The organism is Microbacterium sp. AG238 (genome assembly GCF_003610405.1).
In the GTDB taxonomy this organism is placed as follows: Bacteria; Actinomycetota; Actinomycetes; order Actinomycetales; family Microbacteriaceae; genus Microbacterium.
Genome location: NZ_RAQC01000001.1, coordinates 346,459 through 358,918, shown reverse-complemented (window position 1 = coordinate 358,918; position 12,460 = coordinate 346,459). Strand labels below are relative to the sequence as shown.

11 protein-coding genes are annotated in these 12,460 nt (G+C 69.1%); 9 read left to right on the top strand and 2 right to left on the bottom strand.

Annotated elements, in window-relative coordinates; all coding sequences use genetic code 11:
* The first annotated feature begins 7 nt into the window (after nucleotides 1-7).
* Genes ileS through ndk form a run of 4 tightly spaced genes read left to right on the top strand, consistent with a single transcriptional unit; the run spans nucleotide 8 to nucleotide 5,541 of the window.
* Nucleotides 8-3,385: an isoleucine--tRNA ligase gene (gene ileS / locus DEU36_RS01585; protein WP_120262629.1), complete on the top strand. Its 3,378-nt coding sequence runs from the start codon at nucleotides 8-10 to the stop codon at nucleotides 3,383-3,385.
* On the top strand, nucleotides 3,382-4,734 hold the full coding sequence (locus DEU36_RS01580) for a folylpolyglutamate synthase/dihydrofolate synthase family protein (RefSeq protein WP_120262628.1): 1,353 nt from the start codon (nucleotides 3,382-3,384) through the stop codon (nucleotides 4,732-4,734). The genes ileS and DEU36_RS01580 overlap by 4 nt, the downstream gene beginning before the upstream one ends.
* The gene (locus DEU36_RS01575) at nucleotides 4,722-5,123 is read left to right on the top strand and encodes a DUF4233 domain-containing protein (protein WP_120262627.1); all 402 of its coding nucleotides are present in this window, start codon (nucleotides 4,722-4,724) and stop codon (nucleotides 5,121-5,123) included. The genes DEU36_RS01580 and DEU36_RS01575 overlap by 13 nt, the downstream gene beginning before the upstream one ends.
* A gap of 1 nt (nucleotide 5,124) precedes the next feature.
* Nucleotides 5,125-5,541, top strand: coding sequence for a nucleoside-diphosphate kinase (gene ndk, locus DEU36_RS01570; protein ID WP_120262626.1), 417 nt, complete (start codon nucleotides 5,125-5,127; stop codon nucleotides 5,539-5,541).
* A gap of 63 nt (nucleotides 5,542-5,604) precedes the next feature.
* Here ndk and DEU36_RS01565 read toward each other — a convergent pair whose 3' ends face one another.
* Nucleotides 5,605-6,204: a vitamin K epoxide reductase family protein gene (locus DEU36_RS01565; RefSeq protein WP_120262625.1), complete on the bottom strand. Its 600-nt coding sequence runs from the start codon at nucleotides 6,202-6,204 to the stop codon at nucleotides 5,605-5,607.
* Nucleotides 6,205-6,482: 278 nt separating this feature from the next.
* Here DEU36_RS01565 and DEU36_RS01560 point away from each other — a divergent pair, with 278 nt between their 5' ends.
* Nucleotides 6,483-8,912 (top strand): Rne/Rng family ribonuclease, encoded by a 2,430-nt coding sequence (locus tag DEU36_RS01560; RefSeq protein WP_120262624.1) that lies wholly within the window; start codon nucleotides 6,483-6,485, stop codon nucleotides 8,910-8,912.
* A 33-nt stretch (nucleotides 8,913-8,945) separates the two neighbouring features.
* Here the strand turns inward: DEU36_RS01560 and DEU36_RS01555 are convergent, their stop codons facing one another.
* Nucleotides 8,946-9,218, bottom strand: coding sequence for a DUF4031 domain-containing protein (locus tag DEU36_RS01555; protein WP_120262623.1), 273 nt, complete (start codon nucleotides 9,216-9,218; stop codon nucleotides 8,946-8,948).
* A 232-nt stretch (nucleotides 9,219-9,450) separates the two neighbouring features.
* On the opposite strand from DEU36_RS01555, the gene rplU reads away from it, so the two are divergent.
* From rplU to proB, 4 genes are all read left to right on the top strand, one after another.
* Entirely contained in the window at nucleotides 9,451-9,759 is a 309-nt protein-coding gene (rplU, locus tag DEU36_RS01550; protein WP_023950787.1) for a 50S ribosomal protein L21, read from the top strand.
* Nucleotides 9,760-9,776: 17 nt separating this feature from the next.
* Nucleotides 9,777-10,034 (top strand): 50S ribosomal protein L27, encoded by a 258-nt coding sequence (rpmA, locus tag DEU36_RS01545; protein ID WP_005053492.1) that lies wholly within the window; start codon nucleotides 9,777-9,779, stop codon nucleotides 10,032-10,034.
* 73 nt (nucleotides 10,035-10,107) lie between these two features.
* Entirely contained in the window at nucleotides 10,108-11,619 is a 1,512-nt protein-coding gene (gene obgE / locus DEU36_RS01540; RefSeq protein WP_120262622.1) for a GTPase ObgE, read from the top strand.
* Complete coding sequence (gene proB, locus DEU36_RS01535) at nucleotides 11,616-12,440, top strand: glutamate 5-kinase (RefSeq protein WP_120262621.1); 825 nt, start codon at nucleotides 11,616-11,618, stop codon at nucleotides 12,438-12,440. The genes obgE and proB overlap by 4 nt, the downstream gene beginning before the upstream one ends.
* The last annotated feature ends 20 nt before the right edge of the window (nucleotides 12,441-12,460 follow it).

Below are 12,460 nucleotides of genomic sequence, written 5' to 3'. Positions count from 1 at the left end.
AGAAGCCATGACCTATCCGAAGTCCTCTGCTTTCGGCCCCGCCGCCGACAGCGTCGTGCCGAGCCCCCGCTTTCCCGACCTCGAGCGCGAGGTGCTCGCGTTCTGGCAACGCGACGACACCTTCCGCACCTCGATCACGCAACGCGAGGGCGCACCCGAGTGGGTCTTCTATGATGGCCCGCCCTTCGCCAACGGCCTGCCGCACTACGGGCACCTGCTCACCGGGTACGCGAAGGACGTCTTCCCCCGGTTCCAGACGATGCGCGGCAAGAAGGTCGACCGCGTCTTCGGGTGGGACACCCATGGGCTGCCCGCGGAACTCGAGGCGATGAAGCAGCTCGGGATCACCGAGAAGAGCGAGATCGAGGCGATGGGCATCGCCGCCTTCAACGAGAAGGCGCGCTCGTCGGTGCTCGAGTACACACGCGAGTGGGAGGACTACGTCACCCGGCAGGCGCGCTGGGTCGACTTCGAGCGCGGATACAAGACGCTCGACACGGGCTTCATGGAGTCGGTGCTCTGGGCGTTCAAGGAGCTGTGGGACAAAGACCTCGCCTACGAGGGCTACCGGGTGCTGCCCTACTGCTGGCGCGACGAGACTCCGCTGTCGAATCACGAACTGCGCATGGACGACGACGTCTACAAGATGCGACAGGACCCCTCCGTCACCGTCACCTTCCCCTTCGTCGGCGCGAAGGCCGAGACGCTCGGACTCACCGGCGTCCGTGCCCTCGCCTGGACGACGACGCCATGGACGCTTCCGACCAACTTCGCCCTCGCCGTCGGCCCGGACATCCGCTACGTCGTGCTGCCCGGCGGCCCGGCCGGCGCTGCCGACGTCCACGAGGACCGCGCCGAGGCCGACGCCCATCGCTACCTGCTCGCTGAAGACCTTCTCGGCGGATATGCCAAGGACCTCGGCTACGGCGACGTCGACGAGGCGCGCGCCGCGGTCGAGCGGACCGTCGTCGGCCGCGAGCTCGCCGACGTGCAGTATGACCGGCTCTTCGACTACTACGCCGATGCCGAGACCTGGGGAACGGGGTCGGCGTGGCGCGTGCTGGTCGATGATTACGTCACGACGACCGACGGCACGGGAATCGTCCACCAGGCTCCGGCCTACGGTGAGGACGACCAGCGCGTCACGGCCGCTGCCGGCATCCCGCTGATCATGAGCCTCGACGACGGCGGACGGTTCCTGCCCCAGGTCGCGGATGTCGCGGGCGAGCTGTGGATGGACGCCAACCGACCGCTGATCCGCCTGCTGAAGGCCGAGGGACGTCTGCTTCGCGAAGCGAGCTACGAGCACTCGTACCCGCATTGCTGGCGCTGCCGCAATCCGCTGATCTACAAGGCGGTGTCGAGCTGGTTCGTGCGCGTCACGGCGATCAAGGACCGCCTGCTCGAACTCAACGAGCAGATCACGTGGGCACCCGAGAACGTCAAGCACGGGCAGTTCGGCAAGTGGCTCGAGGGCGCGCGCGACTGGTCGATCAGCCGAAACCGCTTCTGGGGCTCGCCGATCCCGGTCTGGAAGAGCGACGACCCCGAGTACCCGCGAACCGACGTGTACGGCTCGCTGGCCGACATCGAACGCGACTTCGGTCGCCTGCCGCGCAACGAGGCGGGCGAGGTCGACCTGCACCGGCCGTTCATCGATGACCTCACGCGTCCGAACCCCGACGACCCGACCGGCCGCTCGACGATGCGCCGCATCGAGGACGTCTTCGACGTGTGGTTCGACTCCGGGTCGATGCCGTACGCACAGGTGCACTACCCATTCGAGAACCGGGAGTGGTTCGACGAGCACGCTCCGGCGGACTTCATCGTGGAGTACATCGGACAGACCCGCGGCTGGTTCTACGTCATGCACGTCCTCTCCGGCGCCCTGTTCGACCGGCCGGCGTTCTCGGGCGTCGCCTGCCACGGCATCGTGCTCGGCAGCGACGGTCAGAAGATGTCGAAGTCGCTACGGAACTACCCGGACGTGTCCGAGGTCTTCGACCGCGACGGTTCCGACGCGATGCGGTGGTTCCTGATGGGCTCGTCGGTGCTCCGCGGCGGCAACCTCGTCGTCACCGAAGAGGGCATCCGGGCGGGCGTGCGGGAGTTCCTGCTTCCGCTGTGGAACACCTGGTACTTCTTCGCCACCTACGCCAACGCGGCCGGCGGTGAGGGCGGGGCCGGGTACGAGGCGCGGCGTCGGACCGACTCCACGAACGTGCTCGACCGCTACATCCTGGCGCTGACCGGCGACCTGGTGCGCGATGTCGCCGCCGACCTGGAGGCCCTCGACTCCACGATGGCCGCGGCCAAGCTGCGCGACTTCGCCGAAGCGCTCACGAACTGGTACATCCGCCGCTCCCGCGATCGCTTCTGGGTGGGCGTCGTGCCGGGCGACGATGCGTCGACCGAGGCGTTCGACACCCTCTACACGGTGCTCGAGACGCTGACCCGGGTCGCGGCGCCGCTTCTGCCCCTCGTGAGCGAGCGCGTCTGGCAGGGCCTCACCGGCGGCCGGAGCGTCCACCTGGAGGACTGGCCGGACGCAGACGAGTTCGCGCCGGCAGCCGACATCCGTTCGGCTATGGACGCCGTCCGCGAGGTCTCATCAGTGGCCAACGCTCTGCGCAAGAAGGAGGGCAAGCGCGTGCGCCTGCCCCTGCCTCAGCTCACGGTTGCGACGAGCGACGCGGCGTCGCTGGAGCAGTTCGCCGACATCCTCCGCGACGAGCTCAACGTGAAGGATGTCGCTGTGGCCGAGCTTTCGGACGACCTCGCGGCCTCGTACGGCATCAGCCAGCGCCTCTCGGTGAACGCCCGCGCGGCCGGACCACGCCTGGGCAAGCAGGTGCAGCACGTCATCGCGGGTGCCCGGGCAGGCCTGTGGAGCGAGCAGGACGGTGTCGTGACGGTCGACGGGATCGCTCTGGAACCCGGGGAGTACGAGCTGACGCTCGAGGCGGGCGGTGTGGCCGAGGGAACGGCGATCGCACTGTTGTCCGGCGGCGGATTCGTTCTGCTCGACACCACGACCACGCCGCAGCTCGAAGCCGAGGGGCTGGCCCGCGACGTCATCCGGGCCGTGCAGGACACGCGCAAGGCCGCCGGTTTCGAGGTCAGCGACCGCATCCGACTCGGACTCACCTTCGACTCCGACGATGACGCCGCCGCGGTCGCATCGGCGTTCGAGGCCGCTGATGTCGCGGGCGAGACACTGGCTCGCGAATGGGCGGTGCGGTCCCGGTCGCAGACCCTCGCGACATCCGCGGAGCTCGCCGCCGAGGGAAGCGCCGACTTCGAGGCCGTCGTCGCCGCCAAGACCTACGCGAACCAGGCCGGCCTCACCGTGAGCGTCACCCGTCTGACAGGAGAGAACGCATGACCGATCAGGCCCGGGCGGACGCCGTCTATGCAGCGCTGCTGCAGCGTCAGGGGGAGCAGTGGGTGCAGCCGCGCGTCGAACGTACGCGGCGCGTCCTCGAGCTGCTCGATGATCCGCAGCGCACCTATCGCGTCGTCCATGTGACGGGCACGAACGGCAAGACGTCCACCAGCCGCATGATCGAGAGCCTCGTTCGAGCACACGGCTTGCGCACCGGGCTCTTCACCAGCCCGCATCTCGAACGGTTCACCGAGCGGATCCTCATCGACGGCGAGCCGATCGCCGACGCAGCCGTCGCCGACGCATGGGAGGAGATCTCGCCGTTCGTCGATCTGGTGGATTCGGAGCTGGATGCCGCAGGCGACGCACCGCTGACGTTCTTCGAACTGCTCACCGTGCTTGCATTCGTCGCGTTCTCCGACGCGCCGGTCGATGTCGCCGTCATCGAGGTGGGTATGGGCGGGTCGTGGGACTCCACCAACACCGCCGACGGCGACGTCGCGGTCATCGGGCCCATCGCTCTCGACCATGCCGATCGCCTCGGGGAGACGATCGCCGAGATCGCTGCGGTGAAGGCAGGGATCATCAAGCCCGGCGCGGCAGTCGTCTCGGCGGTGCAGACCCCCGAGGCTGCTGCGCAGATCCGCGCGCGCGCGGCGGAGGTCGCCGCGACCGTCGGGTTCGCCGGAGATGACTTCGGCCTGTCGGGGCACAGTCTCGCCGTGGGCGGGCAGCAGATCAGCGTCCGTGGCCGGGCGGGGGAGTACCCGGAGCTCTACCTGCCGCTGTACGGCTCGCACCAGGCGGAGAACGCCGCTCTGGCCGTCGCCGCAGTGGAGGCCCTCATCGGGGCCGAGGACCAGGCGCTGCACGCGGAGGTGGTGGCGGATGGCCTCGGCGCGGTGACGTCTCCCGGTCGGCTGCAACTCCTCGGCATCAGCCCCACCGTCCTCGTCGACAGTGCCCACAACCCGCACGGGGCCGCCGCCCTCGCCGCGGCGCTGCGCGAATCGTTCGACTTCGATGAGTGGGGCGTCGTGCTGGGTGTGCTGGGCGACAAAGACGCCTCCGGGATCGTCGACGCCCTCGCGCCGGTCGCGACGCACGTGTTCGCGACCGCACCGGACTCGGAGCGCGCTTCGGAGCCGACCCTCGTCGCCGACCTGGCGGAGGATCGCGGACTCGGTGTGACCGAGCACCGGGACCTGGTCGAGGCGGCCGAGGCCGCACGCGAGTGGGCTGCGGCCGCGGAGCGTCGCGCGGTCGTCATCGCGGGTTCCGTCGTGCTCGCCGGAGAGGCGATCGCCCTCGCCGGCGCGGAGGACTGGAAGTCGGGATGGCAGGCGTGAGCCGGGCGCGCGAGCGCCGTCGTCGCGGGGCCGCCGAGTCCCTCGGATCGGTCGTGCTCGGCTTCGAGTCGATCGTCGTCTTCCTCGGCGGGCTCACGGTCTACGGACTGGGCGTTCTCCCCGACGGCATCCCGGACTGGTGGGGGGTCGTCGCTGGAGCTGTGCTCGCCGTCGTGATGATCCTCACGTCCGGGGTGCTCCGGCACCGGTGGGGCATCGTGCTGGGCTGGGCGCTCCAGGTCATCCTGGCTCTCGGCGTGTTCCTCGTGCCCGCGCTGGGAATCGTGGCGCTGGTTTTCGGGGGCATGTACGCATATGCGACGATCAAGGGGGCTGCTCTCGACCGGCGGAACGCCGCCCGCGCAGCCGACGAATCGAACGGAGACTGACATGCCCACCGAAGAGACCCTCGTCCTCGTCAAGCCCGACGGTGTGGCCCGCGGCCTCACCGGCGCGATCCTGGCCCGTATCGAGGCGAAAGGCTACGCGCTCGTCGACATCCGTCTCGTCGAGGCTGATCGCGACCTGCTCGAGAAGCACTACGCCGAGCACGCCGGCAAGCCGTTCTACGAGCCGCTGCTCGAGTTCATGCAGAGCGGGCCCTCCGTCGCGATCCGCCTGGCAGGAAACCGCGTCATCGAAGGCTTCCGCTCGCTCGCCGGGACCACCGATCCCACGACCGCCGCCCCGGGAACGATCCGCGGCGACTTCGGCCGCGACTGGGGGCTCGCGGTCCAGCAGAACCTGGTCCACGGCTCTGACAGCCCCGAGTCCGCCGCCCGTGAGCTGCAGATCTGGTTCGGCTGACCTTCCCCGCGACATTCCGCCCGCGACTCGACGTCATGACGTCGGCTCGCGGGCGTCGTGGTTTCAGAGGAAACCGATCCAGTCGAGGCGGATCTGCGCGACGACGGCGATCGCGACATAGCTGAGCACGGCCAGCAACGGGACCCAGCCGGAAAGACCCGCCGCCACGGCGCGCCCCCGTCGCGGGAGCGGCACGACGCCCGACCGCAGGACATGCAGGGTCACCGCGTAGAAGCTCGGGATCGTCACGAACCAGGTGACCATGCACCACGGGCAGAGGGTGCCGAGCACGAAGATGCTCTGCGAGATGAGCCAGACCACGAACCCGAAGGCGAACGCCATCCCTGCCCAGAAGAGCAGCCAGAACCACCGTGAGAAGCGGGCTCCGGCGAGGATGGCCGCGCCGACGACGACGGGCGCGACCCAGCCGGTCAGCCCGAGCAGAGGATTGGGGAAACCGAAGACCGAGCCCTGCGGGGAGGTCAGGTTGGCGCCGCACTGGACCACCAGGTTGAAATCGCAGGATGCCGTCGCCGTCGCGTCCTCGAGAAGATGCAGGCGCTCGGTGGTCAGAGCGAACGCGGCGATCCAGCCGATGACGCCCGCGATCATCAGCCAGACGGCGAGAGCGACGGGGCGGGCGTGGCTGCGAGGAGCGGACATGACGGCGATTATCCCATCGCACTCGATGACCCGGCCGTGAGGCTCGGAGCCCGCGTCCCACGAAGCGACGCGCGTAGTGCGATAATGAATGTCGATGCACGCACGCAGCCGCGCTGCGACAGTGCTTCACGAGAGACTTCGGGCAATGGCTGCCCACGCAGGCCGTGCCGAGAGCCGGCTGCACACCGAGTGAGTTCGCGGCTCGTCCTTCCGGGAGCGACGCCGCCAGAGATGTGCCGGGTGGCGCGCGGTGCCGCCCGAAGAGGAGTACGCCAGTGATGGCCGACGATCGCAACGACAATCCGACCCCCGCTGAGTCCGCAAGCGCGGTAGACGCCGCCGCAGCCGAACTGGCTGACGCAGTGGCGTCGATCGACGCCACCGAGGAACACATCGACAGTGGGCGGGCCGCAGAGGACGCCGCAGCCGAGCCTGCTGCGGGCGAGAGCGACGGCGCCGAGGCGACCGACGCCCCCGCGGTACCGGATGAGCCCGCCGCGGCCGGCGAGTCTGCACCGGCCGCGGAGCCCGCACCGGCTGAGGAGCCCGCACCGGCTGAGGAGCCCGCACCGGCTGAGGATCAGACGGTTTCCGAACCTCCTGCGCCCGCTGCGGAGCCTGAGCCCGGCGACGAGCCCGCCCCCGGCGACGCGGGCCCGCCGACCGCGGTGTCGCTCGGCCTCCTTCCCGCGGAGTTCGTGTCGGCGGTCTCGACCGCGCTGCACTTCTACGCGCCCGAGCTCCCGCCGCTCCCCGCGCTGCCGGACGACGGCGACGATGACGAAACCGCATCTTCGTCGGGGCCGGGCAGCTCTCGTCGTCGCGGCCGCCGCCGCGGCGGATCCAACGGCGACGACGGCAACGAGCCGGCTCCGCGGCAGCGTGCGGTCGAGCTCATCACCGAGCCGCAGCGGATCAAGGGCTCGACCCGCCTCGAGGCGAAGAAGCAGCGCCGGCGCGACGGCCGTGAAGCAGGCCGTCGTCGCACCGTGGTCACCGAGGCCGAGTTCCTCGCACGCCGCGAGGCGGTAGATCGCGTCATGGTCGTCCGCTCGAAGAACGGTCGTATCCAGATCGCCGTGCTCGAGGACAACGTTCTGGTCGAGCACTACGTCGCCCGCAACCAGGACGCGTCGCTGATCGGCAACGTCTACCTGGGGCGGGTGCAGAACGTGCTTCCGAGCATGGAAGCCGCCTTCGTCGACATCGGTCGTGGTCGAAACGCCGTGCTGTACTCCGGCGAGGTCGACTGGGATGCCGTCGAGACGGGCAATCAGCCGCGCCGCATCGAGCTCGCACTCAAGTCCGGTGATCGCGTCCTCGTGCAGGTGACGAAGGACCCCGTGGGACACAAGGGCGCCCGGCTCACCAGCCAGATCTCGCTGCCCGGCCGCTACCTCGTGTACGTCCCCGGCGGCGCCATGAACGGCATCTCGCGAAAGCTCCCCGACACCGAGCGGGCGCGGCTCAAGCGCATCCTGAAGGAGGTCCTCCCCGAGTCGTCGGGCGTGATCGTGCGCACTGCCGCTGAGGGCGCGACGGAGGACCAGCTCACGCGGGACGTGCAGCGACTCACCTCGCAGTGGGAGCACATCAGCTCGCAGCTCGAGAAGATCCAGGCACCCGCGCTGCTGCACTCCGAGCCCGATCTGCTCGTGAAGATCGTGCGAGACGTCTTCAACGAGGACTTCTCGCGGATGCTCATCCAGGGTGACGAGGCGTACGCGACCATCACGTCGTACCTGACGGGAGTCGCTCCTGACCTTCTCGAGCGCGTCGAGAAGTACGAGGACGAGCAGGACCCATTCGACGCGTTCCGTGTGACGGAGCAGATCGAGAAGGCTCTCGACCGCAAGGTCTGGCTGCCGTCGGGCGGTTCGCTCGTGATCGACCGCACCGAAGCCATGACCGTGGTCGACGTGAACACCGGCAAGTTCGTCGGATCGGGCGGCAACCTCGAGGAGACCGTCACCAAGAACAACCTGGAGGCAGCCGAGGAGATCGTCCGGCAGCTGCGCCTGCGCGACATCGGCGGCATCATCGTCGTGGACTTCATCGACATGGTGCTCGAGTCGAACCGTGACCTCGTGCTGCGGCGCCTCATCGAGTGCCTCAGCCGTGACCGCACGAAGCACCAGGTGGCGGAGGTCACCTCCCTCGGCCTCGTGCAGATGACCCGCAAGAAGCTCGGACTCGGCCTCCTGGAGACCTTCAGCGAAGCCTGCGACGTGTGCGCGGGACGCGGCGTTATCGTCCACCACGACCCGGTCATCAAGCACCGCGGCGCGGGCTCGCAGAACGGCAACGGCAACGGCAACGGGTCGGCACGCCGCAACGGTCGGGGCGGTGGCGGTGCCACGGCGCCGGCTCCGGCCACCGGAGGCACGCACGTGATCACCGAGGGTGCGAAGTCCGCTCTCGCGCAGATCGCCGCTTCGACGATTCAGCCCACCGCCGCGGAGGAGGACGCCGAGCTCGTCGCAGTGGCGGTGGAGCCCGAGGCCGCGCCCGTCGAGCGACCGAAGAAGCCGCGTCGCAAGAAGTCCGAGCCCAAGGCGCCGCGCACCGAGAAGGACCTGCTGCTCGACTCGGTGCTCAACGCGCTCCCCGAGCCCAAGGCCCCGGGCCAAGGGCGTGGACGGCGTCGAGTCACGACGGCCGCCCTCAGCGGCACCCCCGTCTCGGCGTCGCCGACCACCGAGGACTGACGCCGTCATCGACGTGAACGCCGCGGGACCGATTCAGATCCCGCGGCGTTCGCGCGCTGTCACGCGAAGCCCGGACGCGATGAGCCGCCGCACGAGCTCGTGGCCCGACACATGCTGTGCGCCGCCGGCTACGAGACGGTCGAACGCCGAATCGGGCACGTCGTAATGGTCGAGGTCGAATGCTCGAGCCGGGAGATCGTGGCGCTGTGCGAAGGCGTGAAGCTCGTCGATGTCCGAGTCGCTGACGAGGTGAGACCAGAGGCGGCCGTGCGCCGGCCACCGCGGATCGTCGATCAGAATCGCCATGCTCTGATCCTACGAAGCGGATGCCGCCGGGCCCCGCGCCGCGACACACCCGGCGGTCCTTTTGCCGGATCTGCCGGTATCCGGTAAAGTGGACCCTTGGTGCAGCGAGTCCGTCGACGTCCCGTCACGATAGCGGCTCAGCCACAGGATCATCTGGGGCACGCGCACCAAGACTTTCCAGTCTCGCAAAGACAATCGGAGCCGTGCGCTCCACAGAAGAAACAGGTGTGAAGTGGTTTACGCAGTTGTGCGCGCCGGCGGCCGTCAGGAAAAGGTCGAGGTCGGCACGATCGTCGTCCTCGACCGTCAGGCGGCTCAGATCGGTGACAAGCTCGAGCTTCCCGCTGTTCTCCTCGTCGACGGCGACGCCGTGACCACCGACGCTGACAAGCTCGCGAAGGTCACGGTCACCGCCGAGGTTCTCGGTGAAGAGCGCGGCCCGAAGATCGTGATCCAGAAGTTCAAGAACAAGACCGGCTACAAGAAGCGCCAGGGCCACCGTCAGGACCTCACGCGCGTCAAGATCACCGGCATCAAGTAAGCCAGGGAGACGCAGAGATGGCACACAAAAAGGGCGCAAGCTCCACCCGTAACGGTCGTGACTCCAACGCACAGCGCCTCGGCGTGAAGCGCTTCGGCGGCCAGGCCGTCAGCGCCGGCGAGATCCTCGTCCGCCAGCGCGGCACCCACTTCCACCCCGGCGCCAACGTCGGCCGTGGCGGCGACGACACCCTGTTCGCGCTCGCGGCCGGCGCCGTCGAGTTCGGTACGAAGGGTGGCCGCAAGGTCGTCAACATCGTGGCGGCCGCCGAGTAATTCGGACCAGACCACTTCGCGGCGAGGGGCGGGCTTCGGCTCGCCCCTCGCCCTGTTTTCCAGGAGGCACCGCATGGTGACGTTCGTCGACCGGGTCACGCTGCATCTGCGTGCAGGCAAGGGCGGGAACGGCTGCGTGTCGGTGCGCCGTGAGAAGTTCAAGCCGCTCGCCGGCCCCGACGGGGGAAACGGCGGTGACGGCGGAGACGTCGTGCTCGTCGCCGACCCCCAGGTGACGACCCTGCTGTCGTATCACCACTCGCCTCACCGCTCAGGCGGCAACGGCGGATTCGGCATGGGCGACAACCGTTCGGGCGCGGCCGGGGAGCACCTCGAGCTCCCGGTGCCCGTCGGCACCGTCGTCAAGACTCCCGAGGGCGAGACCCTCGTCGACATGGTCACGCCCGGTATGCGCTTCATCGCCGCGCCGGGCGGCCAGGGCGGCCTCGGCAACGCTGCGCTGGCGTCCCCGAAGCGCAAGGCACCGGGCTTCGCGCTGCTCGGAACCCCCGGGTGGGAGGGCGACGTTCAGCTCGAGCTGAAGACGGTCGCCGACATCGCGCTCGTCGGATTCCCCTCAGCGGGCAAGTCGAGTCTCATCGCGGCGATGTCGGCCGCACGCCCGAAGATCGCCGACTACCCGTTCACGACCCTGCACCCGAACCTCGGGGTCGTGCAGGCCGGCGATATCCGCTACACCATCGCCGACGTCCCCGGCCTGATCGAGGGCGCGAGTGAGGGCCGCGGACTCGGTCTCGAGTTCCTCCGTCACGTCGAACGGTGCTCGGCGCTGGTCCATGTGCTCGACTGCGCGACGTTGGAGCCCGGACGCGATCCGATCTCAGACCTCGACGTGATCCTGGCCGAACTCGGGGCGTACCCCGTGCCGGAGGGTCAGGTTCCGCTGCTCGACCGACCCCAGCTGATCGCGCTCAACAAGACCGACGTGCCCGAGGCGCGCGATCTCGCCGACCTCGTCCGTCCCGATCTCGAGGCGCGCGGTTACCGGGTGTTCGAGATCTCGACCGTGAGTCGGCAGGGTCTGCGCGAGCTGTCGTTCGCCATGGCGGAGCTCGTCGCCGAGCACCGGGCCTCGGCGGCAGCCGAGGTACCCGCAGAGCGCATCGTCATCCGTCCCCAGGGAGCCGAACGCGACTTCACCGTGCGCGTCGAAGGCGGGACGTACGGCGATGTGTACCGCATCCTCGGCGCGAAGCCCGTTCGGTGGGTCCAACAGACCGACTTCCAGAACGAAGAGGCTGTGGGCTTCCTCGCCGACCGTCTCGACAAGCTGGGCATCGAGAACGAACTGTTCCGTCTCGGCGCGACCCCGGGATCCACGGTGGTCATCGGCGAAGGCGACGGGATCGTCTTCGACTGGCATCCGTCGCTGTCATCCGCCGCGGAACTGATGTCGGCGCCGCGCGGAACCGACCCGCGACTCGATCTCAACCCGCGTCGCACGTCGAACCAGCGTCGCGAGCGCTACCACGAGCGAATGGACGCGAAGGCCGAGGCCCGTGCCGAGCTCGAGGCCGAGCGTCGTGCGGAGAAGACGCGAGGTGCCTCAGAGGACGAGGCGTGAGCCTGCTTTCGCGCGCCGAGCTCAACGGCGCCCGACGGGTGGTCGTGAAAGTGGGATCATCCTCGATCAGCGGCGACAACGCCGGGAAGATCGACTCTCTCGTCGACGCGCTCGCTCAGGCGCACGCGCGTGGCACCGAGGTCGTCCTCGTCTCATCGGGTGCTATCGCCACCGGCATGCCCTACTTGCGTCTCGCAGAGCGTCCGACAGACCTCGCGACCCAGCAGGCGGCGGCCGCCGTAGGGCAGAACGTGCTCGTCTACCGCTACCAGGACGCGTTGCGGCAGTTCGGAATCGTCGCGGGTCAGGTGCTGCTGACCGCCGGTGACTTCGACGATCCGACACATCGCTCGAACGCGCGCCGCGCCATGGAACGGCTGCTCGGTCTGCGCATCTTGCCGATCGTGAACGAGAACGACACGGTCGCGACGCACGAGATCCGCTTCGGCGACAACGACCGGCTCGCTGCCCTCGTTTCACGCCTCATCGGTGCCGACGCCCTGGTGCTCTTGAGCGACATCGCCTGCCTGTACACACGCCCGCCGAGCGAGCCCGGCGCGCGCCCCATCGAGCGGGTCGCCTTCGACGACGATCTCAGCGGCTACGAGTTCGGGGCCACCGTCGTCAACAGCGTCGGGACCGGGGGAGCCGCCACCAAGGCTTCCGCCGCCCGGCTGGCAGCCGAGGGCGGCGTCGCGGCCCTCGTCACCAGCATCGATCTCGCCAGCGAGGCGCTCGCGGGTGCCGATGTCGGCACGTGGTTCGAGGCCGACCCCGCCCCGGCGCTTCCGTCAGGCACCGGTGCCATCGGCGTCGCCTGATGCTGAGGCGCCCGTCGCTA